This window comes from Amaricoccus sp. B4, assembly GCF_043226085.1.
GTDB lineage: Bacteria > Pseudomonadota > Alphaproteobacteria > Rhodobacterales > Rhodobacteraceae > Amaricoccus.
The window spans coordinates 2,709,953-2,731,539 of the sequence record NZ_CP171225.1 but is presented as its reverse complement, the minus strand read 5'-3'; the positions used below and the strand labels follow the sequence as shown (position 1 = coordinate 2,731,539).

The following is a 21,587-nucleotide window of genomic DNA, read 5'->3' as shown; positions in this document are numbered from 1 at the left end:
TTCCGGTCAGCGCGCCTGCGCGTGGTATTCCGGGTTGGGGCGCATGTCGACCGCGCTCGCCATCCGGTTCGTCATGTTGAAGAAGGACGCGACCGCCGCGATATCCCAGACGTCGCGATCGGTGAAGCCCGCCTCGCGCAACCCCGCACGATCCGCCTCCTCGATCGTGGCGCTCGCCTTCGTCATCCTGACGGCGAAATCGAGCATCGCCCGCTGGTGTGGCGGGAGCGGCGCGACGCGGTAGTTCATCACCAGCATCTCGCCAAGCTCGGGATTGCCCGAGAGCTGACGCACCGCCGCGCCATGGGCCACAAGGCAGTAGAAGCACCGGTTCTCGGCCGAGACCACCACCGCGATCATCTCCCGTTCGAGCTTCGTGAGCCGGCTCTCTCCCAGCATCAGGTCATTGTACATCGCCGTGAAGGCATCGAGCTTGGGGATCGAGAACGCATGCGCCAGAAGCACGTTCGGCACCATGCCGAGCTTATCGCGGCAGATCTCGAAATAGCGCCGGGTCTCCTCGGGCAGCGGATCGGCGGGCGGCAGATCGAGCGCGGTCGGGGCAGTCATGGCAATCTCCGTCAGGGGTGCGAGGGCGCCTCGCGATAGTGATAGCCGCCGGTCTCGGCCATCCCGAGGCCGGCGTAGAGCGAGAGGGCGGCGGTGTTCGCCCGCGTGACGGCAAGCACCAGCGTGTCCGCGCCGGCGCGCCGCGCCCAGGCCGCCGCCGCCCGCGTCATCCGCCGCGCGACACCCGCTCGCCGGTAGGCCCGCCCGATCTCGAGCGCATGCAGCATCGCCGCCCCGCCCTGCGCCGCGACGAAGGCCGCGCCGACCGGCCGGTCGCCATGCCGCCCGAGGATCCAGATCCGCGGCACCGCGACCCGTTCCATCACCCGGAGCCGGGCCGGGCCGATTCCCCCCGCGGCCCAGATCGCCTCCATGCAGGCAAGCGGCGCGTCGCAGAGGATCGCGAACTCGTCGATGTCGCCACCGGTCAGCGCGCCAACGGGGGCGGCAAGCACGGCGGTCGGATCCTTCACGCTGTAGCCACGCGCGGCCAGCGCTTCGTCGAGCGCTGCCTCGTCCCGCCCGACCCGGAAGAGCGGGCGCTGGCCCCAGGCGCGCAACCCAGCTTCCGCCGCGGCGATATCGCAAGACCCGGCCATGCGGCTCGCCGCCGAAACGCGGCTGCCGCCCCCGGCACCGCGGCGCAGGAGAAACCCGCCCGCCTCCACCGTCTCCGCCGCCGGCCATGTGGCCGCGAGCAGCGCCTCGAACTCCATCGGTTTCCCTTCCTTTCCGCCGCGAGCGAGACTGCCGTCGTCGGGATCTGCTTTTGCGGGACGGATCAATAGACGCGCGACGAATGCTCCACCGTGCGAATGAAAACGTCGTTGTCAGCGCAAAGCTGCACGATCGAGCGCGGCGGCGTGACGTCGGTGAAGAAGCCGTCGAGCTCGGCAAGCGAGGCGACGCGCACGGGCGCGGCCATCTTGAACTTGGTGCTGTCGGCAATGAAATAGGCCTTCCGCGCGTTCTTGATGATCGCCTGCGCCACGCGCACCTCGCGGAAATCATAGTCGAGGAGCGAGCCGTCGGGATCGACCGCCGCCGAACCGATGATCGCGTAATCCACCTTGAACTGCCCGATGAATTCGGCCGTGACCTCGCCCACCAGCCCGCCGTCGGAGCGCCGGAGCATGCCGCCGGTCACGATCACCTCGCAGTTGGGCGAGGTCGCAAGGATGTTCGCGACATTGAGATTGTTCGTCACCACCATCAGGTTGCGGTGCTTGAGCAGCGCGCGCGCCACCGCCTCCGTGGTGGTGCCGATGTTGAGGAAGATCGAGACCCCGTCGGGGATCTGCTCTGCGACCATGCGCGCCATCCTCTCCTTGGCATCGGACGCGATCGAGCGCCGGTCCTCGTAGCCGAGCGCGATCACGCCCGAGGGGATCGTCGCGCCACCATGGACCCGCGTGAGCTGACCGATGTCGCAAAGCTCGGCAAGGTCGCGGCGAATGGTCTGGGCGGTAACGTTGAACTTCGCCGCCAGGTCCTCGACGGTGACCTTGCCCGCCTCGCGCGCGATGGCGAGGATCTCGGAATGTCGAAAGTTTTGCGCCATGTGGGGTCTGCCGGCCTCCTGTCACATTTCTAGTCCCGGCCTCCCGATGGCGCAACACCGGCCCGCGCCGGCCAAAACGCCCGAGGGACTCGACGCACCCCGCCCCGGCCTGCGACAAGGCGGGTGGAGACCACAAGGAGCGGCCCGCCCGAGAGGCCGCCGAAGGGGAGGAGGAGACGCCCGCATGAAACACGTTCTCGCCATCGACCAGGGAACCACCTCGACGCGCGCCCTCGTCTTCGACGAGGCCCTCTCGCTCGTGGCCATGGCGCAGCAGGAGTTTCCGCAGCACTTCCCGGCCTCGGGCTGGGTCGAGCATGCGCCGGAGGACATCTGGGAGAGCACCGTCGCCACGGCGCGCGAGGCGATCGCGAAGGCCGGGCTCGAGGCGCGCGAGATCACGGCCATCGGCATCACCAACCAGCGCGAGACCACCCTCGTCTGGGACCGCGAGAGCAGCCAACCGGTGAGCCGCGCCATCGTCTGGCAGGACCGCCGCACCGCGCCCTTCTGCGCCGAACTGCGCGAGGCGGGGCACGAGGCGCTGGTGACCGAACGCACCGGTCTCATCATCGACCCCTATTTCTCCGGCACCAAGATCCGCTGGATCCTCGAGAACACCGAAGGCGCCCGCGCCGCGGCCGAAGCCGGGCGCCTCGCCTTCGGCACGGTGGACAGCTACCTCATCTGGCGGCTGACCGGCGGCAAGGCCCATGTCACCGACGCCACCAACGCCGCACGCACCATGCTATACGACATCCGCCGCGGCTGCTGGGACGAGGAGCTCTGTGCCCTGCTCGGCATCCCGATGGCGATGCTGCCGGAGGTGCTCGACTGCGCCGCCGAATTCGGCTCCACCGAGCCCGGCATCCTCGGCGCCGCGATCCCGATTCTCGGCGTGGCCGGAGACCAGCAGGCCGCGACCGTCGGCCAGGCCTGTTTCGAACCCGGCATGATGAAGTCGACCTACGGCACCGGCTGCTTTGCGCTTCTCAACACCGGCCCGACGCTCGTCACAAGCCGGAACCGCCTGCTCGGCACCATCGCCTACCGGCTGGATGGCCAGACCACCTACGCGCTTGAAGGCGCGATCTTCATCGCCGGCGCCGTGGTGCAATGGCTCCGCGACGGGCTCGGGCTCATCCGCACCGCCGCCGAGAGCCAGACGCTGGCCGAAGCCGCCGACCCCGCGCGCAGGCTCTATCTCGTACCTGCCTTCACCGGCCTCGGCGCACCCTACTGGGACCCGGATTGCCGTGGCGCCATCTTCGGGATCACGCGCGATACCGGCCCGGCCGACATCGCGCGCGCCGCGCTCGAGAGCGTCGCCTTCCAGACCCGCGACCTCTGGGAAGCGATGCAGGCGGACTGGGCGCAGTCGGGCGCGGGCGAGATCGCGCTCGGGCCGCTCCGGGTCGATGGCGGCATGACCGCCTCGGACTGGACCATCCAGTGTCTCGCCAATGTGCTCGGGACAGTTGTCGATCGGCCGCGCGTGCGCGAAACCACGGCACTCGGCGCAGCATGGCTTGCGGGAATGCGCGCAGGACTGTATCCCGGTCCCGCCGAATTCGCGAAGGGATGGGCGCTCGAGCGCAGGTTCGTGCCCGAACTTGACGCGATACGGCGAGAGGAAGTTTATGCCGGCTGGCGAGATTCCGTCAGCCGCACTCTGAGCCGACAGGCATGACGGAAGGGACACTCTATGACCGTTAAGGTGGCGATCAACGGATTTGGCCGCATTGGACGCAACGTGCTGCGCGCGATCGTCGAATCGGGCCGCAATGATATCGAAGTGGTCGCCATCAACGACCTCGGGCCCGTCGAGACCAACGCGCATCTCGTGCGCTACGACTCGGTGCACGGCCGTTTCCCGGGCACCGTCACGGTCTCCGGCGACACGATCGACGTCGGCCGCGGCCCGATCAAGGTAACCGCCGAGCGTGACCCGAAGGCGCTGCCTTGGGGCGATGTCGACATCGCGCTCGAATGCACCGGCATCTTCACCGCGCGTGAGAAGGCCGCCCTTCACCTCGAGAACGGTTCCAAGCGCGTGATCGTGTCCGCGCCGGCCTCCGGCGCCGACAAGACGATCGTCTACGGCGTCAACCACGACGCGCTGACCAAGGACGACCTCGTCATCTCGAACGCGTCCTGCACCACGAACTGCCTTGCTCCTGTCGCCTATGTGCTGAACAACGCCATCGGGATCGAGAAGGGCTTCATGACCACGATCCACAGCTACACCGGCGACCAGCCGACGCTCGACACGATGCACAAGGATCTCTACCGGGCCCGCGCCGCGGCGCTCTCGATGATCCCGACCTCGACGGGTGCGGCAAAGGCCGTGGGCCTCGTGCTGCCGGAACTCAACGGCAAGCTCGACGGCGTCGCGATCCGCGTGCCGACGCCCAACGTCTCGGTCGTCGACCTGAAGTTCATCGCGAAGAAGTCGACCACGGTCGAGGAAATCAACGCGGCGATCAAGGAAGCCGCCGACGGCCCGCTCAAGGGCATTCTCGGCTACACCGAAGAGAAGAACGTCTCCACGGACTTCAACCACGACTCCCATTCCTCGGTCTTCCACATGGATCAGACCAAGGTGATGGATGGCACGCTGGTTCGCATCATGTCCTGGTACGACAACGAGTGGGGCTTCTCGAACCGCATGGCCGACACCTCGGTCGCGTTCGGAAAACTCATCTGAGCGGCACCGCTCTTCCGGAATTCACGCACGCCCGGCGGCATCCGCCGGGCGTGTCGCTTTTCAGCCGGCGCGTGGGGAGCCGGCGCAACCATGGGGGAATTGGGGTATGAAACCGCGCGTTCTCATACTCGGGGGCGGCTTCGCCGGCATGTTCGCCGCGAAAGAGCTTCATCGCTCGCTTGCGGGCCAGGTCGAAATCGAACTCATCAATGAAACCAATCATTTCGTGTTCCAGCCCCTGCTGCCAGAAGTGGCCGCGGGCTCGATCACGACGCGGGATGCAATCGCGCCCCTGCGGCTTCTGCTGCCCGGCGTGAAGGTCCGGCAGGCCTCGGTCTTCGACGTCGACGTCGCGAGCAAGACCGTGACGATCTTCCAGGGCCTGCAACGCCGCTACACCCAGGTGAGCTACGATCACCTGGTGCTCGCGCTCGGCCAGGTCGTCGACCTCTCGCGCTTCCCGGGCCTCTCCGATCACGCCTTCACCATGAAGAACGTGAGCGATGCCTTCCGGCTGCGCAACCATGTCATCGACAAGCTCGAGCATGCCGACATCACGCAGCTGCCCGAGGTCAAGAAGGAGCTTCTGACCTTCACCGTCATCGGCGCGGGCTTCTCCGGGATCGAGACGGTCGGCGAGATGAAGGAGCTGATCGACCGCTCGCTGAAGTTCTATCCCAATATCGATCCGTCCGAGATCCGGGTGGTCGTGGTGGAATTCGCCGACCGCGTGCTCGCCGAGCTGCCGGAGTCGCTTGCGAGCTATGCACACAAGCTGCTCGAGAAGCGCGGCATCGAGATCAAGCTCAAGACAGGTGTTGCGCGTGCGACCGGCACCAGCGTCACCACCTCCGACGGCGAAGTCTTCGGCACCCGTACGATCGTGGCCACCATCGGCAACGCGCCCTCGCCACTGCTCCAGAAGGTCGACATCCCGAAGGCCCACGGCCGGGCCGATGTCGAGCGCACGCTCCGGGTTCGCAGCACCGAGAATATCTGGTCTCTCGGCGACTGCGCCCTGATCCCGATGAAGGACGACGCCAAGGACCGCAAGGATTTCGCTCCCCCGACCGCCCAGTTCGCGGTGCGCGAGGCCCGTCTCCTCGCGAGGAACATCAAGGCGACCCTCGAGGGCAGCCCGCTGACCCCCTTCGACTACAAGTCCAAGGGTGCGCTCGCTTCGCTCGGCGGACGGCGCGGCGTGGCCGAGGTCTTCGGCATGCGCCTCACCGGCTTCAGCGCCTGGCTGCTCTGGCGCACCTACTACCTGAGCTTCCTGCCCGGCTTCAGCACCAAGCTCCGCGTGCTCCTCAACTGGGTGAGCGATTCCGTCCTGTCGCGCAACACCGTGCAGGTGAAGACCCAGATCCAGGGCGGGGTCAGTTACGTCCACTACCGCGCTGGCGACCGCATCTTCGAACGCGGCAATCGCGCCGACGGCTTCTACACCCTGGTCGAGGGCAAGGTCGAACAGCGCATCCCCGGCGAGGACGGCAAGGAGATCGTCCGGGTGCTCGGCCCCGGCGATCATTTCGGCGAACGCGTCCTGCTCGGGAGCGGGCTTCGCACCGGCACGGTACGCGCGCTCGAGGATTCGAAGGTGCTCCTGCTGACGGCCGAGGACTTCCTCCGCCTGACCGATGCCTTCCCCGCGCTCAAGGCCTATTTCGACGACCACGTGACCCGGCTCACCGCCGCGACCCTGAAGGCGCCGACACCGGCGGCATCGGCGGACGCTCCAGCCGGGAACGGCTGAGACTCCCTCGGAGCCAGACGATCCGGTGCCTCCTGCGGAGGCACCCGCGCGCGCGTCGGCCCAGACGCGCGCGCTTTCTACCTCGCCCCCCTGTCTAAAACGTTCGTTCCACGCTAATAAGGTCGCCGAATGTTGAAACGGTCGGGTGGGCGGGCAGCTCATGAACGCAGTCGGAGGATCGGCAGGGAACCTCGGCGATGGTGTCGCGCAGCTTCTCGGCGCACTTGCCGGGCCCGATCGCGCGCGCCTTGCACCCGGCCTTTCGCGTCTCGACTGGGTGGCGCCGCTGCCGAATGCCGCGGCGCCGGGATTTCTCTACCTCGCCGGCGCCCTTGACGGCGCGGCCGCAGGCGGCGGCGGGCGCACCCCTGCCGAGGCCGCGGGACGGCTGGCGGGCGAAGCCGCAGAGGCCGCTGCGCGCGCCGCACCGCCGCTCCTGCGCCGCGATCTGCCCGGCGATCCGGAGATCGACGCGATCTGGACCCGCGATCCGAAATGCACCCGCATCGCCGCCAGCGACCCGCAGGACGGCGCGCCGGTCGGCCTTCCCGCCGTCTCCGTCTTTTCCGGCCCCGAGCTCGACGCCGAACGTCGGCCGGAGGCGCCACCGGGCAGCCTCGGTCTTGCCGCAGGGCCGAGCCAGGCCGCTGCCCGGCTCTCGGGCCTGCTCGAGCTCGTGGAACGCGACGCCGCCGCGCGCTGGTGGGCGGGCCTCGACCTGCCCCGCGCCCTCGATCCCGGCCTCGCAGCCGATGCCGCGAGCGAACTTGCCGCGATGCGCCGCGGCGCATCCCCGCCCGGACGCGCCACCACCCTGCTCCGGCTCGAGGCGCGCTGCGGCGTGCCCGTCGTCTGCGCCTTCTCCTCGGAGCCGGACGGGCGCGGGCTCGCGATCGGGCTCAAGGCCGCGCTCGAGCCCGCTGTGGCGGCGCGCGGTGCGGTGATGGAGCTCCTGCAGATGGAGATCGCGCTCGAGATGGCGCGCATGCGCCACACCCGCGGCGAACCGACAGCGGGAGACGCAAGCGCCCTCGACCGCGCCGCCCTCGATCTCGATGCGCTGCCCGCCTTCTCGGCGCGGCCCGCCCGGGCCATGGCCAGCCGCCGTCCGCTCACGGGCATGCCGGAGCTCGTGCGCGCACTGGCCCGCGAAGGCATCCGTATCGTTGCCGCTGACCTCGACGCGCCCGGCATGGAGCTCCACGTTGCCAAGATCGCGGCAAGCGGCCTCATGCCCTTCCCCTCGGGCCACGAGCAAAGCCCGCGCCCCGGCGCACCCGGCAAACTGGCGAGGCTCATGGGATGATCGAGACGGCGAACCGCTCCGTCACGCTGACCACAACCGGCGTCATGCAGGTTTCGCTCGCGGGCAAGCCGCTGCAGTTTTCCAGCCGCAAGGCGCTTGCGATCCTCACCTATCTCGCGCTGCAATCGGCCCGCTCGGAAAGCCGCGAGCGCATCGCGACGATGCTCTGGAGCGACTCGGGCCCGGATCAGGCCCGTGGTGCGTTGCGCCAGACGCTGCGGCGGCTCAAGCAGGATCTCGGCCCCGCGGGCGAATTGCTGGAGGCCGACCGCAACACCGTGCGCCTCACCTATCCGATCGACTGCGACATCCTCGAGGCGATCGCGGAAGCGGAGCAGGGCATCCCGCCCGGCTTTCTCGCCCGCGATGACGGCGCCTTCGCCCGGCTCTTCACCGACATCGAGGATCTCGACCCAGACTTCAATCTCTGGATCGCGGTGCAGCGCGAACGCCTCGGCAGCCAGCTCACCAACCGCCTCGAAAGCGCGATGGCCTCGGCCCGCGAAGCCGATCGGCAACTCAGCCTCGCCGAGGCGCTGATGCGCACCGACCCCACCCATGAAGGCGCCTGCCGCGCCGCGATGGAGGCCCATGTCGCGCTCGGCGACACGGTTCAGGCGATGCGCGTTTACGAGCGGCTCTGGAAGATCCTGGAGGAAGAACTCGACGTCGAGCCTTCCGAAAAGACCCAGGCGCTCTACGTCGCGATCAAGCAGGGCCAGTCGGGGGCGGCCATGGGCGGCGGCCCATCCGGCACGCAGGATTTTCTCGCCCCCATCGCCATCCTCGTCGAGCCGATCCAGGGCCAGCGGATGGAAGGCGATTTCGACTTCTTCGGTTCCATATTCCGCGACGAGATGATCGCGGCGCTCGCCCGCTTCCGCGACTGGCTCGTGGTCGACGGCGAGCAGGGCGGCTCCACCCCGCCCACCTACCGGACCTATTCGCTCCGCATCATGCTCCACCCGATCAGCGATTCGGTGATGGTGGGGCTCCGGCTGCTCGATCAGGCCGACAACCACTGCGTCTGGGCCGAGCGCTATTCCGTCACCCTGGATGGCATCGCCGAACTTCACCGCTCCGCGCTGCGCCAGCTCGCGGTCGCGCTCAACGTTCACCTCTCCACCCCGCGCCTCCAGTCGGCCCGAGAGACACAGAGCCCCATGGGCCGCAAATACGAGCTCTGGATGCAGGCCCAGGCCCTCAGCGGCGACTGGCGCCCCGAGACCGAGATCAAGGCCGAGCGGATCCTGCGCGAACTGATCGAGACGACGCCGAATTTTGCCGCGGCCATGGTGGCGCTCGCCCAGAGCCTCAATTCCCGCCCCGTCATCTTCCCCGGCTACATGCGCAATCCGCAGATGATCGCCGACAGTCTCGAGCTCACCGCGCGCGCCGTGAAGCTCGACCCGCTCGATTCCCGCACCCACCTTTCGAGGGCCTGGGCCCATACCATGGCCGGGTCCTACACCGCGGCGCTCAGCCATCTCGACATGGCGATGGACCTCAACGAGAACGATCCCTGGACGATCATCTCGGCCGGCCTCGGCTATGCTTTCGCCGGTCAGAACGCGCGCGCGGCGGATCTCATCGCCCAGGCCCGCCAGTTCGGCATGCGGCATTCCCGTGCGGCGCAAGGCTATATCGCCACCGCGACCTATCTCGTCGGGGATTACGAGGGCTCGATCAGCGCCGCGGAGGTCGCCGGCGACGCGATCATCAACCTGCCCGCGTGGGCCGCGGCCAGTTCGATGCATCTCGGCGATACCCGGCGCGCTGCAAGCGAGATCGCGACCTTCCTCGATCTGGCCCGAGGCGCCTGGATCGGCGCCGCCGCGCCAACGGACGGAGCGATCATCGACTGGTTCGTCGCGAGCTTCCCGATCCGCTCATCCTCCTGCCGCGCCGAGCTGCAGAAACGCCTCCTTGCCGCCCTCGGCGCAGCAAAAGAACGGCGGCCGGACTAGGCCGCCGAGTTGCTCAGGGAGGGCTCCCTATCCCGTCGCGCCGCGGTTACTTGCACTGCGCGATGGTGTAATCCCCGACGCGCGACATCAGGATGTCGAGCGGAGTCATCACCGGGCTGAAGCCGGGGCGGTAGAAATCCGAATAGAACTGCGGGAAGGGATAGCTGCCGTCGCGCTCGGGATCGGTCATGTCCTCGATGGCCATCTCCATCATTTCCTTGACCGGCAGGCGGATCACCAGCGTCTCGTGATCGCCCTGGCAGAACTCCACGGCCTTCACCCGGTCCGGCACCACCGCGATCCCGTCGAGCTGCTCCTTGAGCGCCTCGACCGTTGCGGGCCTTTCCTTGCGCCCGAGCGCCCAGTCCGTCACCAGCCGGCCCATCTCCAGGTAGTCGGTCACCTCGACGAGAGGAATTTCCGACCCTGAACTCTTCACATGCGTATCAAGCATTCCACTTCCTCCTCGTACCGATCCATCTGCTAGAGGCGCGTCCCCGTTCAGCGGATGAAGCCGCGCGCCGTCGGCAAAGCCGTAATGCCGCTGGAGCCAGGCGATCACGGCGCTCATCGTGCCCGGCACCTCGTCGCCGAAGACCTGACGGCGGGCGGCATCGAGAGCCGCGTCCCCGGCCTCCACGGGCAGCGCCGCCGCGACGGTCTCGCCCATGATGAAGGATCCGAGCGCGCCAAGACGCCCGCCGCCGGTATCCGCCTCCGCCTCGAGCATGAGGAAGAGGGTAAGCGGCGGGTCGCCCGCCACCGCATCGAGCCGCCCCTCCGGCACACCGGCATCGGCGAGCCACTCGCGGAGCGTCTCCTTCCATTTGCGCTCGTCCTGCGCGAAACGGCCGTCGAAGAGCCCCGGACGCAGCCTCTCGGCGCGCCGGATCAGCGACGGAACGGAGCGCAAGGTGCCCCGTGAACACGCGATGAGATCGCGCAGGACGAGCCCTTCGGCGGATCCTTCCACCCCCACCCCCTCGTGTGCCGCGAAGGCACGGGCCACATGTGGCCCAAGTGCGCGTGCCTTCTGCGGCGTGGAGGATCCGATCGCGAAGAAGTTCGAGAAGTCGAGCAGCCAGTCCTCGGTCAGCGGCATGTCATGCGGCCGCCCGGTGCTGGTGTGCCGCACCAGGGTGCGGATGCCCTCGTTCGGACGCCGGGCATTCAGCCGGTAGATCTCGCGCACCAGCCCGTGCCCGAGCCGCGCCACGCCCGCCATGAATTCGACCGGCGTCTTTTCCGAGAGTACCACGTTCTGCGAGGTGAAGCCGTCCTGCTCGAGACGGTCGAACATGTCCGGCAGCAGCCAGTTGCCGAGCACATCGGCGCAGATTACCTCGCGGTAGATGCCGCGGTTGATCCGCCGCGCCAACTCGAAGGCCGCACCGTAGGGGTCGGCGCCGCGGCCGCGATACTCGGGCTGCTTCTCGAAAGCGGCGGCGAGCGTCGAGGCGATGCCGTTGTGCAGGAGCGCCCAGACTGTCTGGAACTGCCCGAGCAGCATGTTCGAATCAGAGAACGTGTTCGGAACCAGAACTTCCGAGCGCTGATCGACGCCCTTGGCATCGAGATGCGGGCAGGCGACCCGCGGCAGATCGCGCGCGGCCCCCCAGGGCGGCGAGGAAACCGTCGGCCGCGTCCGGTTGAGACGCAGCAGATGCCGCCGCTTTCCCGGCGCCGAAGGCACCTGATAGAATGCCGCGTCATGGCGCGGCCCGTCGCCGTAGATCAGCGCCAGATCGAGCATGTTGCCCGATGCGGTGCTCTCGCGCGTCAGGAAGTCGAGATCATGCACCATGAACTGGCCCATGTAGGTTGCGCCCGCCGGAATGTCCGATTCCGCCCCCGGACGCCGCGTCGCGCCGATCTTCCGCGCAATGCACTGCAAGATCGCGACCGGTTCGCTGCGCGGATCCGGCTCGCCCTCCGGCACCTTCACGCCGCGCGCCAGATCCCCGTCATCCGGCGTCCCGAACAGGTTGCGGATCCGATCCTCGCTGCGCCGTGCTGCCCCTCGTTCAAAGCCCGCCATGTCATCCTCATTGCTGCAACGCGTTGCTGGAATCAGTTAATCAATTCCTGCGTTACAGCACCGTGACATGGGCCAAGGCGCCCTGCCCCCGCATGGAGGGGCGGATCAGGCTTCTGAATTCATTAAAGAAACAAAAGCCTGCCGCGGGATCGTCGGGAGGCCCCGCTCAGTCTATCACGAGATCGGCCAGTCGTGCATCGCCCTGCGTGCCCGTGTTGTCGGTATCGGCAGAGACGCCGATTCCCATGAGCGGCCCCGGCTCGCGCCCGAAGGCCCGGCGAAAATCGGCGCGCAGATCGACCGACTCGCTCACCCACTGCCCGGTGGGGCCATCGGCAGGCTGCATCACCACGAGCTGACCGCGCCCAAGCATCGAGGGGCTGCGGATCACTGTGCCCGGCGCCGAGTTGCCGCCCCAGACATAGACCAGGGCCCGGCCGCTCATCATCGCGGAGCGGAGCGATTTCGGCGGGTCGCCCACCGCGGAGTCGTCATCGGCAAAGAGGAAATAGAGCGCGATGGCCCGGTCGTCGGCCTTGCGGTCGGAAAGATCGGTCGGCGGCACGGCCTCATCGACCCGCCAGCGCCACTGCGCCGTGTTCCCGTTGGCGAAATCCGCCGGCAGCGGCCGCCAGATCAGCGAGCCGGAATTATCCGATGTGACCCGGAGCGTGTCGGTGTTCACCGCGGAGAACTGCGAGGGTTGCCGGCCGCGAAAGGTGAAGTCCTGCCAGCCCGTCGCCGAAAGGCTCGGCCCGAAGGCCACCGGCCCGAGCGCGAGCGCGGGGCTCGCCACCGCGATAGAGGATGCCAGCAGAAAAGCCGCAAAGCTGCGCATGTCGAAACACCCCGAACCCATCTCGTTTCCGTTCAGGTAAAAAAGAGGTGCGACGGCGCGCGAAGTCAACGCGCGCGCCGCTCAAGTGCGCGTTACCGCATCCGCGCCTGCCGGATGAGCGTATAGATGCCCGCCGAGAGGATCATCGCGCCGCCCGCAAGGGTCCAGTTGTCGGGATGCTCGTTGAAGATCAGCGTGCCGAGTATGGTGATGAAGACGAGCTGGAAATACGCGAAGGGCTGGATCGTGCCCGCTTCCGCCACCTCATAGGCCTTGATGAGCAGGAAGTGCCCCAGCACGCCGGTGAGGCAGAGCGCCCCCATCCAGCCCCAGTCCGCGAGCCCCTGGATCGGGGTCCAGAAGAACGGCCCGACCAGCGTCGTCGCCACGGCGCCCGCGACACCGGTGTAGAAGAAGCTCGTCGCCGAGCTGTCGTCCCGCCCGACATAGCGCGTGAGCAGCCCGTAGAGCGCGAACATCGTCGCCCCGATCAGTGGCAGCGCCGCCGCCGGGCTGAAAACCCGCAGCCCCGGCCGCAGGATCACCAGCACGCCCGCAAGTCCGATCAGGATCGCGATCCCCCGCCGCCAGCCGACATATTCGCCGAGCACCGGCCCCGCGAGCGCGGCAATCAGCAGCGGATAGACCGCGAAGACCGCATGGGTCTCGATCAGCCCGAGCTTCACGAAGGCCAGCACGACAATGCAGACCTCCGCGGTCAGCAGCACGCCACGGAAGATCTGCAGCCCCAGGTTCCGGGTGCGCATCACACGGGCGAGCCCGCCGCGATGCCGCGCCGAGAGCACGATCACGAAGAAGGCGAAGAACCAGTAGCGGATCATCACCACCGTCAGCACATGGTATTTTTCCGCGAGATGCCGCGACATCCCGTCCTGGATGGCGAAGACCGCCGTCGTCAGGATCATCAGGAGGATGCCGAGCCGCGGATCGTTGCGGCGTGTCATTTGCGGGCACGCTCCCCCCGCGTCATGTGGCGCTTTCGTCCGAAACCTTCACTGCGCGTGACGGTGAAGCCCGCCGCCGCGATCCGGTCCCGCACGGCCCGTGCGGCGGAATAGGTCGCACAGGTGCCCCCCGGAGCCGTGTGCCGCCCGACCTCGGCGAGCAGCTCCGCCTCCCAGAGCTCGGGATTGCGCGCAGGCGAGAACCCGTCGAGAAACCAGGCATCCGCCGCGCCGGTCCAGTGCCCGAGCATCTCGCGCGCATCGCCCTCGACCACGGTCAGCAGCAGCCCCGGCAGCTCGATCAGCCGCGCGCCCGCCTCCCAGGCCCGCACCAGCGGCCCGGCCCAGGGCTCGAGCTCCGGCCAGCGCTGCAACGCATGCGCCATGTCGGCCGCCGCGATCGGGAAAGCCTCGAAGCTCGTGAAGGCAAGCCGCCCCTCCTGCCCGGAGCGCACCCAGGCCGCGGCGGCCGCGATGGCGTTGAGCCCGGTGCCGAAACCGAGCTCGGCAATGTGGAACCCCGGCCGGAACCGCTCCGGCAGGCCGTTGCCCGCAAGATAGACATGTCGCGTTTCGGCCAGACCGTCGCCCAGCGCGTAATAGGGATCGGCAAAGCGGACCGAGACCGGCACCGCGCCGTCCTCCCAGACCACTTCCGCCTTTTGCATCCCCTGCACAACCATGGTCTATCCCCGTTCCGAACGGGTGATCATAGGCAGGTGCAGGAGCATGGAAAAGGGCGGAAGGGGCGATATCATCGTGATCGGCGCCGGTGCGCTGGGGCTGGCCTCGGCGCTGGCGCTGGCGCGCGATGGCTGGCAGGTCGAGGTGCTCGAGGCCGCCGGGGTGGGCGCCGGTGCCAGCGGCGGCCTCGTCGGGGCCCTCTCCCCCCACATCCCGCGCGGGTGGAGCGACAAGAAGCAGCTCCAGCTCGACGCGCTCATCGGGGCCGACGCCTACTGGCGCGAGGTCGAGACGCTCGGCGGCCTCGCCCCCGGCTATGCCCGGACCGGCCGCTGGATGCCGCTCACCGCCCCCGAGGCCGCCGCCCGCATGGCAGCCGACGGCGCGGAGGCGCGCCGTCACTGGCCGGCCGACTTCACCTGGGAGGTCGTCCCCGCAGCGATGCTGCCTGCCTGGGTCGACCCCGAGGCCGCGCCCTGGGGCGCCGTCCACGAAACCCTGTCCGCCCGCCTCCACCCCCGCCGCGCGCTCGCCGCCCTCGTGGCAGCGCTCGAGGCGCTCGGCGGACGGGTCCGGTGCGGCACGGAGGTCAGGGCCGTCCGGCCCGGCTGCGTCGACCTTGCCGGCGCGCACCTCAGCACGGAGGCGATCGTCATCGCCGCGGGCACCGGCGGGGCGGGACTGGTGGCGCCCGCGATGCCCGGTTCGGCCGGGCTCGGCGTCAAGGGCCAGGCCGCCCTCCTGCGCCCCGCGGGCCCTCCGCCGCCGGCCATGATCTACGGCGACGGTCTTTATGTCGTGCCCCATGACGACGGCAGCGTCGCCGTCGGCTCGACCAGCGAAAAGGCGTTTTCCGATCCCGCCGCGACCGATTCCCAGCTCGATGACCTCATCGCCCGGGCCGCGCGCCTCTGCCCGCCGCTCCGCGGCGCCGCCGTGCTGGAACGCTGGGCCGGGGTTCGCCCGCGGGCACCGAAGGCCGATCCGCTGGTCGGCCCGGTGCCCGGCTGGCCCGGTGTCTTCGTGGCGAATGGCGGCTTTCGCACCGGCTTCGGCTTCGCCCCCCTGATCGGCGCGGCCATCGCCGATCTCGCCGCCGGGCGACCCTCCGGCCTGCCCGCGCGCTTCACGCCCGCAGGCCACGGGCTCGCCCCCTCCGGCGCCGCGCTCAGACCTGGAGCAGCTCCGCGTAATGGGTCCGGATGAAATCCTGCACGTTCTGCGGCAGCGCGGAGAAGACCGTCGAGGTCTTCACCTTCTTGCGGTCCCTGTCCTTCTTCTTCGATCCGCGCTCGCCCTGCGTCGGCTGCTTGTCGGTGATGCCTTCGTCATAGCCTTCGTAGAAATAGTGGATCTTCGGATTGCCCTCGCGCGTGACGTGGAACGTCGCTGTCGTGAGATTGAGGTGATAGGTCTGGCCGCCCTGCTCCCAGGTCGGCATCCCGCCGCTCGGGCTCACCTCGATCTGGCCGACCTTCACCCGCTGGAGAACGGCCGGCTGCGGCTCGAACCTGCCCTGAAGCGGCTCTTCCTCCTCCAGCGAAGCCCGCTGCAGCGCGCGATCGTCCGCCATCCGCTGGAGCGCCTGAACTCCCTGCACCGACGGGCCCTCCGCGGCCTCCCGTTGCAGCGCCGCGAGGCCCGGCTGACCCGCCGAGGCCTCCCGCCCTCGCCTCTGCCGCACGGGTGCGCCCCGGTCTGCCCCGGGCACCTCCCGCCAAACACGCTCACTGGTCATGACGCCGAACTCCTCGCGGGATCCGCCCGGAACAAACACAACCATAGCACGAATTGCGCGATCCGGTAGCCCCCGGGCGCCACAGGGGCGTCAGCTCGCGAGCCGCAACGCCTCGAAGAGCGGAATGCCCGCCTCGGCCGCCATCCGGTCGCGATAGGCCGCGACCTCCGCCGGCAGCGTCACCTCCGGTACGATCGAGAGGCTGCGCAGCACCGGGAAGAGCAGGATGTCGTCCATCGAAATGCTCCCCGGCCGCGGCAGCAGCGGCACCAGCGCCGCGAGCCCCGGCGCAAGCTCGGCCACCAGCGCATCGGTCTCGGCGATCAGCGCCGCGAACCGCCCCGGCGTGCGCTCGCGCCGCCCGGTGAAATAGGCCCGCGCCGCGGCAGTGGCGAATTCCGGATAGACCGCCACCGGCGTGCGCGGGGTCACCAGCCGGTCGACCACGCCCTGCCAGGTGTCGATCCAGCCGCGGATCTCGGGCCGCGCCGGCCGCTCGAACAGCCGTGCCCCCGTCATCGCATCGACCTTCGCCACGATGTCGAGGCTTTCGCCCATGAACCCGTCCGCATCCTCGAGGATCGGCAACATCTTCTTGCCGATCATCGAGATCGGCGTTGCCTCGTCGTCATTGAGCTGGACCCGCATCTCAAAGGGGATTCCCTTCAGACCAAGGGCCATCCGCGCCCGCACGCAGTAGGGGCAGTGGTCATAGACATGCAGCTTCATTCACCTGTCCTTGTCCGTGCCGGGCGCTCTCGGCAGGCCCGGAAATGCTTGCGGGCAGACCTTCCGGCCTGCCCGTCCGTCTGTCTCCTGTCGCGGGGAGCGCGGCCCCCCGCCCGGTTCAGCTCAGGCGCTGGAGCAGCGCATCGACCGAGGCGCGGGCATCGCCGTAGAACATCCGCGTGTTCTCCTTGTAGAAGAGCGGGTTCTCGATGCCCGAGTAACCGGTGCCCTGCCCGCGCTTCGAGACGAAGACCTGCTTGGCCTTCCACACCTCGAGCACCGGCATGCCGGCGATCGGCGAGTTCGGATCCTCCTGCGCGGCCGGGTTCACGATGTCGTTCGAGCCGACGACGATCGCCACGTCCGTGTCCGGGAAATCCTCGTTGATCTCGTCCATCTCCATGACGATGTCGTACGGCACCTTCGCTTCGGCCAGAAGCACGTTCATGTGCCCCGGCAGACGGCCCGCAACGGGATGGATGGCGAAGCGCACCTCCTTGCCCATGCCGCGCAGCCTGCGGGTGAGCTCGGAGATCGCGTTCTGCGCCTGCGCCACCGCCATGCCGTAACCCGGCACGATGATGACCGAATCGGCATCCTTCAGCGCGTCGGCGACATAGTCGGCATCCGTCGGCACCATCTCGCCCTCGACCTCCATCGCCGGGCCCGTCGTGCCGCCGAAGCCGCCGAGGATCACCGAGACGAAGCTGCGGTTCATCGCCTTGCACATGATGTAGGAGAGGATCGCACCCGAGGAGCCGACCAGCGCGCCGACCACGATCAGCAGGTCGTTGCCGAGCGAGAAGCCGATCGCCGCCGCGGCCCAGCCCGAGTAGCTGTTGAGCATCGAGACCACGACGGGCATGTCCGCGCCGCCGATCCCCATGATGAGGTGGTAGCCGATGAAGAACGCCAGAAGCGTCATCAGCAGCAGCGCCCACATGCCCCCGGTCGCGAGATAGACGAAGAGCAGGATCACCGAGAGCCCGGCCGCCGTCGCGTTGAGGACATGTCCGCCCGGCAGCTTGGTCGCCTTGGAGTTGAGCTTGCCCGCGAGCTTGCCGAAGGCGACGATCGACCCGGTGAAGGTCACCGCCCCGATGAAGACGCCGAGGAAGAGCTCGACCCTGAGGATCGACTGCTCGACCGAGGTCTTGTGCGCCAGCACCGCGGCGAAGCCCTTGAGCCCCTCGCGCGCCGCCTCGTCCATCGCGAGCACGCGGCCGAGCTCGAGATGCGCGTTATAGCCGACGAAGACCGCGGCGAGGCCGACCAGCGAATGCATCGCGGCGACGAGCTGCGGCATTTCGGTCATCTGCACGCGCTTGGCGACGATGAAGCCGATGACCCCGCCCGCCGCGATCAGCAGCACGGAGAGGATCCAGAGGCCCGAGCCCGGCCCGATCAGCGTCGCGAAGACCGCGAGCGCCATGCCCGAGATGCCGTACCAGACCGCGCGCTTCGCGCTTTCCTGCCCCGAGAGACCGCCGAGCGAGAGGATGAAGAGGACTGCCGCGACCACATAGGCCGCCGTCGTGAAACCGAATTCCATTGTCCCTACCCCCGATTACGATTTCTGGAACATCGCGAGCATGCGACGCGTCACCAGGAAGCCGCCGAAGATGTTGATCCCCGCCATGAAGATCGACACCGCAGCCAGAAGGATCACCAGGAAGGACCCCGAGCCGATCTGCATGAGCGCGCCCAGAATGATGATCGAGGAGATTGCGTTCGTCACCGCCATGAGCGGCGTGTGCAGGCTGTGCGAGACGTTCCAGATCACCTGGAAGCCCACGAAGACCGACAGCACGAAGACGATGAAATGCTGCATGAACGAGGCCGGCGCCACGAGGCCGATCGCGAGCAGCACCAGCGCGCCGACGCCGAGCAGCGTGACCTGCTGCCGGGTCTGCGCCTTGAAGGCCGCGACCTCCTGCGCCCGCTTTTCCTCGGGCGTGAGTTCCTTGGCCTTTTCCTTCGGCTTCTGCGCCGCGATCGCCTTCACTTTCGGCGGCGGCGGCGGGAAGGTGACGGCGCCGTCATGGGTGACGAGCGCCCCGCGGATCACGTCATCCTCCATGTTGACGAAAGGCGCGCCGTTCTTCTCGGGCGTGAGATCGTCCATCATGTGGCGGATGTTGTTGGCGTAGAGCGTCGAGCTCTGCGTCGCCATCCGGCTCGGGAAATCGGTGTAGCCGATGATGGTGACACCGTGATCGGTCGTGATTTTCTCGTTCGGCACGGTGAGGTCGCAGTTGCCGCCACGCTCGGCGGCGAGGTCCACCACCACGGAGCCGGGCTTCATCGCCTCGACCATGTCCTTCAGCCACAGCTTCGGCGCGTCGCGGCCCGGAATGAGCGCGGTCGAGATCACCACGTCCATCTCGGGGGCGAGCTCGCGGAACTTCTTGAGCTGGGCCTCGCGGAACTCGGGGCTCGAGGGCGCGGCATAGCCGCCGGTCGCGGAGCCGTCCTGCTGCTGTTCCTCGAAGTCGAGATAGACGAACTCGGCGCCCATCGACTCGATCTGTTCGGCGACCTCGGGCCGCACGTCGAAGGCGAGCACGATCGCGCCGAGCGATGCGGCCGTGCCGATCGCCGCGAGACCCGCGACGCCCGCGCCGATCACCAGCACCTTCGCCGGCGGCACCTTGCCCGCCGCCGTCACCTGGCCGGTGAAGAAGCGGCCGAAGTTGTTGCCCGCCTCGATGACTGCGCGATAGCCCGCGATGTTGGCCATCGAGCTCAGCGCGTCCATCTTCTGCGCGCGGCTGATGCGCGGCACCATGTCCATGGCGAGCGCGGTCACGCCCTTCGCCTTCAGGCTCTCGAGCAGCTCGGCGTTCTGCGCCGGATAGACGAAGCTGATGACCGTCTGGCCCGACCGGGTCATCTCGACCTCGGACGCCTCGGGCGGGCGCACCTTCACGACGATATCGGCGCGGCTCCAGAGATCGGCGGCGGTCGGAACGACCTCGACACCGGCGGCAGCATAGGCCTCGTCAGTGAAACGCGCGGCGCCACCGGCGCCGGTTTCCACGATGCAGGTATATCCGAGTTTCTTGAGCAGTTGGGCCGACTGCGGCGTCAGCGCGACACGCGCTTCCCCCTCGCATATTTCCTTCGGGGCACCGATGATCACGGAATGCGTCCTCTTCCTTCCAGGTGGCGCGGATTCTCTCGATCCACTGCCGGATTCTACATACATAGAGTTGGGTGAGTTCTATTTTTCCCCCATTCCCATGTCAAACACCGCGACTACCGCCCTTCCCCTGGGAAATAGCCACGACACGAGTGCGGCAAGGGCGCCGGAATCCGGCCCCACCACCGTTGCCATCTATCTCTGCCAGAGCGCCAACAAGCAATGCCCTGAATTGGCCGGTTGACAGATCGTTTAATTGTTATCGCGTCTTTGGGGCGATCGGGTTGAAACATTTCTCGCCATAGAGGCGAATGGCATGGCCGGACCCCGCCTTTCCCGCCGAGACATCAGGAGACCCCATGCCGATCCTCCGTGCCCGTGCCCTCGCCCTCCTCCTCGCCGCGCTGGCATCTGGCCCGGCGCTCGCCGGCGACCGCCCCGATCCCGCCGACTGGCCCGCGGTGGAGGCGTCCGCCCGCGGCCAGCAGGTCTGGTTTCACGCCTGGGGCGGCGACCCGCGGCGCAACGACTACATCGCCTGGGCCGCCGACGAGGTCGAGGCACGCTACGGCGTGAAGGTCACCCAAGTGAAGCTCGCCGACACCGGCGAGGCGGTCGCGCGCGTCGCGGCCGAGAAGGCCGCGGGGCGTGACACGGGCGGCGCGGTCGATCTCGTCTGGATCAACGGCCCGAACTTCGCCGCGATGAAGGAGGGGGGCCTGCTCTTCGGCCCCTGGGCCGAGGACCTTCCGAACTGGCGCCACGTCGATGTGGCGGGCAAGCCGACCGTGGTGAACGATTTCACCGTGCCCACCGAGGGTCTCGAGGCCCCCTGGGGCATGGCGCAGATCGTCTTCTATCACGACACCGCGCGCCTCCCCGAGCCACCCCGCTCGATCGCGGCGCTCGGTACCTGGGCCGCGGCGCATCCCGGCCGCTCCACCTATCCCCAGCCGCCCGATTTCCTCGGCCTCACCTTCCTCAAGCAGGCGGCCTTCGCGCTCGTCCCCGACACGGCAGCGCTGCAAGAGCCCGTGGACGAGGCGCGCTACGCCGAACTCACCCGCCCGCTCTGGGCCTGGCTCGACGGGCTCGCGCCCGATCTCTGGCGCGGCGGCCGCGCCTATCCGCTCACCGGCACCGCGCTCAAGCAGCTCATGGCCGATGGCGAGATCGACCTCGCCTTCTCCTTCAACCAGTCCGAGGCAAGCGCCGCCATCGCCAATGGCGAGCTTCCCGATACCGTGCGCTCCTACGTTCTCGAGGGCGGCACCATCGGCAACGCGAATTTCGTCGCCATTCCCTTCAATGCCGCGGCGAAGGAAGGCGCGATGGTCTTCGCGAACTTCCTGATCTCGCCCGAGGCGCAGGCCCGCGCGCAGGATCCCGCCGTGCTCGGCAATTTCACCGTGCTCGACATCGCAAGCCTCGCGCCCGAAGACCGCGCCCGCTTCGAGGCGATCGACCTCGGCCCCGCGACCCTTTCGCCCGAGGCGCTCGGGCGGAGCCTCCCCGAGCCGCACCCGAGCTGGATGGAGCGCCTCTCGCGCGACTGGTCCTCCCGCTATGGCGTCGGCGAATAGCCC

At 68.4% G+C, this 21,587-nt stretch carries 18 protein-coding genes; 7 read left to right on the top strand and 11 right to left on the bottom strand.

What is annotated here, in order from left to right:
- Window positions 1-6 precede the first annotated feature (6 nt).
- From ACF66B_RS13205 to ACF66B_RS13195, 3 genes are all read right to left on the bottom strand, one after another.
- Window positions 7-570 carry a peroxidase-related enzyme gene (locus ACF66B_RS13205; RefSeq protein WP_111429232.1) on the bottom strand — a complete coding sequence of 188 codons (564 nt, stop codon included), beginning with the start codon at window positions 568-570 and terminating at the stop codon, window positions 7-9.
- 11 nt (window positions 571-581) lie between these two features.
- Window positions 582-1,286, bottom strand: a complete 705-nt coding sequence (locus tag ACF66B_RS13200) for a GNAT family N-acetyltransferase (RefSeq protein WP_111429233.1) — start codon at window positions 1,284-1,286, stop codon at window positions 582-584.
- 65 nt (window positions 1,287-1,351) lie between these two features.
- Entirely contained in the window at window positions 1,352-2,131 is a 780-nt protein-coding gene (locus ACF66B_RS13195) for a DeoR/GlpR family DNA-binding transcription regulator (RefSeq protein ID WP_111429234.1), read from the bottom strand.
- Between the two features lie 184 nt (window positions 2,132-2,315).
- Here ACF66B_RS13195 and glpK point away from each other — a divergent pair, with 184 nt between their 5' ends.
- The 5 genes from glpK (at window position 2,316) to ACF66B_RS13170 (ending at window position 9,867) form a co-directional block, all read left to right on the top strand.
- On the top strand, window positions 2,316-3,821 hold the full coding sequence (gene glpK, locus ACF66B_RS13190; protein WP_111429235.1) for a glycerol kinase GlpK: 1,506 nt from the start codon (window positions 2,316-2,318) through the stop codon (window positions 3,819-3,821).
- Window positions 3,822-3,836: 15 nt separating this feature from the next.
- A complete protein-coding gene (gap, locus tag ACF66B_RS13185) occupies window positions 3,837-4,838 on the top strand; it encodes a type I glyceraldehyde-3-phosphate dehydrogenase (protein WP_111429236.1) in 1,002 nt (333 codons plus the stop codon).
- A gap of 106 nt (window positions 4,839-4,944) precedes the next feature.
- On the top strand, window positions 4,945-6,594 hold the full coding sequence (locus ACF66B_RS13180; protein WP_111429237.1) for an FAD-dependent oxidoreductase: 1,650 nt from the start codon (window positions 4,945-4,947) through the stop codon (window positions 6,592-6,594).
- A gap of 160 nt (window positions 6,595-6,754) precedes the next feature.
- Complete coding sequence (locus tag ACF66B_RS13175; protein WP_111429521.1) at window positions 6,755-7,900, top strand: YcaO-like family protein; 1,146 nt, start codon at window positions 6,755-6,757, stop codon at window positions 7,898-7,900.
- Window positions 7,897-9,867 (top strand): BTAD domain-containing putative transcriptional regulator, encoded by a 1,971-nt coding sequence (locus ACF66B_RS13170; protein ID WP_111429238.1) that lies wholly within the window; start codon window positions 7,897-7,899, stop codon window positions 9,865-9,867. The genes ACF66B_RS13175 and ACF66B_RS13170 overlap by 4 nt, the downstream gene beginning before the upstream one ends.
- A 46-nt stretch (window positions 9,868-9,913) precedes the next feature.
- Here ACF66B_RS13170 and ACF66B_RS13165 read toward each other — a convergent pair whose 3' ends face one another.
- The 4 genes from ACF66B_RS13165 to mnmD all read right to left on the bottom strand — a co-directional run bounded on the left by ACF66B_RS13165 (window position 9,914) and on the right by mnmD (window position 14,391).
- Window positions 9,914-11,905 carry a hypothetical protein gene (locus tag ACF66B_RS13165; RefSeq protein WP_111429239.1) on the bottom strand — a complete coding sequence of 664 codons (1,992 nt, stop codon included), beginning with the start codon at window positions 11,903-11,905 and terminating at the stop codon, window positions 9,914-9,916.
- Between the two features lie 166 nt (window positions 11,906-12,071).
- Entirely contained in the window at window positions 12,072-12,743 is a 672-nt protein-coding gene (locus ACF66B_RS13160; RefSeq protein WP_162683204.1) for a DUF3047 domain-containing protein, read from the bottom strand.
- Between the two features lie 92 nt (window positions 12,744-12,835).
- Window positions 12,836-13,708, bottom strand: coding sequence for a DMT family transporter (locus tag ACF66B_RS13155; protein WP_111429241.1), 873 nt, complete (start codon window positions 13,706-13,708; stop codon window positions 12,836-12,838).
- A complete protein-coding gene (mnmD, locus tag ACF66B_RS13150) occupies window positions 13,705-14,391 on the bottom strand; it encodes a tRNA (5-methylaminomethyl-2-thiouridine)(34)-methyltransferase MnmD (protein WP_111429242.1) in 687 nt (228 codons plus the stop codon). The genes ACF66B_RS13155 and mnmD overlap by 4 nt, the downstream gene beginning before the upstream one ends.
- Before the next feature lie 46 nt (window positions 14,392-14,437).
- Here mnmD and ACF66B_RS13145 point away from each other — a divergent pair, with 46 nt between their 5' ends.
- Window positions 14,438-15,598 (top strand): FAD-dependent oxidoreductase, encoded by a 1,161-nt coding sequence (locus tag ACF66B_RS13145; RefSeq protein ID WP_111429243.1) that lies wholly within the window; start codon window positions 14,438-14,440, stop codon window positions 15,596-15,598.
- Here the strand turns inward: ACF66B_RS13145 and ACF66B_RS13140 are convergent.
- The 4 genes from ACF66B_RS13140 to ACF66B_RS13125 all read right to left on the bottom strand — a co-directional run bounded on the left by ACF66B_RS13140 (window position 15,561) and on the right by ACF66B_RS13125 (window position 20,001).
- A complete protein-coding gene (locus ACF66B_RS13140) occupies window positions 15,561-16,130 on the bottom strand; it encodes a hypothetical protein (protein WP_162683205.1) in 570 nt (189 codons plus the stop codon). The two genes, ACF66B_RS13145 and ACF66B_RS13140, sit on opposite strands and share 38 nt — an antisense overlap.
- 90 nt (window positions 16,131-16,220) lie before the next feature.
- A complete protein-coding gene (gene grxB, locus ACF66B_RS13135; RefSeq protein ID WP_111429245.1) occupies window positions 16,221-16,859 on the bottom strand; it encodes a glutaredoxin 2 in 639 nt (212 codons plus the stop codon).
- 118 nt (window positions 16,860-16,977) lie between these two features.
- Window positions 16,978-18,411, bottom strand: coding sequence for an NAD(P)(+) transhydrogenase (Re/Si-specific) subunit beta (locus ACF66B_RS13130; protein WP_111429246.1), 1,434 nt, complete (start codon window positions 18,409-18,411; stop codon window positions 16,978-16,980).
- A gap of 15 nt (window positions 18,412-18,426) precedes the next feature.
- Entirely contained in the window at window positions 18,427-20,001 is a 1,575-nt protein-coding gene (locus ACF66B_RS13125) for a Re/Si-specific NAD(P)(+) transhydrogenase subunit alpha (RefSeq protein WP_111429247.1), read from the bottom strand.
- 359 nt (window positions 20,002-20,360) lie between these two features.
- Here ACF66B_RS13125 and ACF66B_RS13120 point away from each other — a divergent pair, with 359 nt between their 5' ends.
- Entirely contained in the window at window positions 20,361-21,584 is a 1,224-nt protein-coding gene (locus tag ACF66B_RS13120; protein ID WP_111429248.1) for an ABC transporter substrate-binding protein, read from the top strand.
- The last annotated feature ends 3 nt before the right edge of the window (window positions 21,585-21,587 follow it).

Coding starts and splice junctions, on each gene's coding strand:
- ACF66B_RS13205 (WP_111429232.1), bottom strand. CDS start 570: ATGACTGCCCCGACCGCGCTCGATCTGCCGCCCGCCGATCCGCTGCCC.
- ACF66B_RS13200 (WP_111429233.1), bottom strand. CDS start 1,286: ATGGAGTTCGAGGCGCTGCTCGCGGCCACATGGCCGGCGGCGGAGACG.
- ACF66B_RS13195 (WP_111429234.1), bottom strand. CDS start 2,131: ATGGCGCAAAACTTTCGACATTCCGAGATCCTCGCCATCGCGCGCGAG.
- glpK (WP_111429235.1), top strand. CDS start 2,316: ATGAAACACGTTCTCGCCATCGACCAGGGAACCACCTCGACGCGCGCC.
- gap (WP_111429236.1), top strand. CDS start 3,837: ATGACCGTTAAGGTGGCGATCAACGGATTTGGCCGCATTGGACGCAAC.
- ACF66B_RS13180 (WP_111429237.1), top strand. CDS start 4,945: ATGAAACCGCGCGTTCTCATACTCGGGGGCGGCTTCGCCGGCATGTTC.
- ACF66B_RS13175 (WP_111429521.1), top strand. CDS start 6,755: ATGAACGCAGTCGGAGGATCGGCAGGGAACCTCGGCGATGGTGTCGCG.
- ACF66B_RS13170 (WP_111429238.1), top strand. CDS start 7,897: ATGATCGAGACGGCGAACCGCTCCGTCACGCTGACCACAACCGGCGTC.
- ACF66B_RS13165 (WP_111429239.1), bottom strand. CDS start 11,905: ATGGCGGGCTTTGAACGAGGGGCAGCACGGCGCAGCGAGGATCGGATC.
- ACF66B_RS13160 (WP_162683204.1), bottom strand. CDS start 12,743: ATGCGCAGCTTTGCGGCTTTTCTGCTGGCATCCTCTATCGCGGTGGCG.
- ACF66B_RS13155 (WP_111429241.1), bottom strand. CDS start 13,708: ATGACACGCCGCAACGATCCGCGGCTCGGCATCCTCCTGATGATCCTG.
- mnmD (WP_111429242.1), bottom strand. CDS start 14,391: ATGGTTGTGCAGGGGATGCAAAAGGCGGAAGTGGTCTGGGAGGACGGC.
- ACF66B_RS13145 (WP_111429243.1), top strand. CDS start 14,438: ATGGAAAAGGGCGGAAGGGGCGATATCATCGTGATCGGCGCCGGTGCG.
- ACF66B_RS13140 (WP_162683205.1), bottom strand. CDS start 16,130: ATGACCAGTGAGCGTGTTTGGCGGGAGGTGCCCGGGGCAGACCGGGGC.
- grxB (WP_111429245.1), bottom strand. CDS start 16,859: ATGAAGCTGCATGTCTATGACCACTGCCCCTACTGCGTGCGGGCGCGG.
- ACF66B_RS13130 (WP_111429246.1), bottom strand. CDS start 18,411: ATGGAATTCGGTTTCACGACGGCGGCCTATGTGGTCGCGGCAGTCCTC.
- ACF66B_RS13120 (WP_111429248.1), top strand. CDS start 20,361: ATGCCGATCCTCCGTGCCCGTGCCCTCGCCCTCCTCCTCGCCGCGCTG.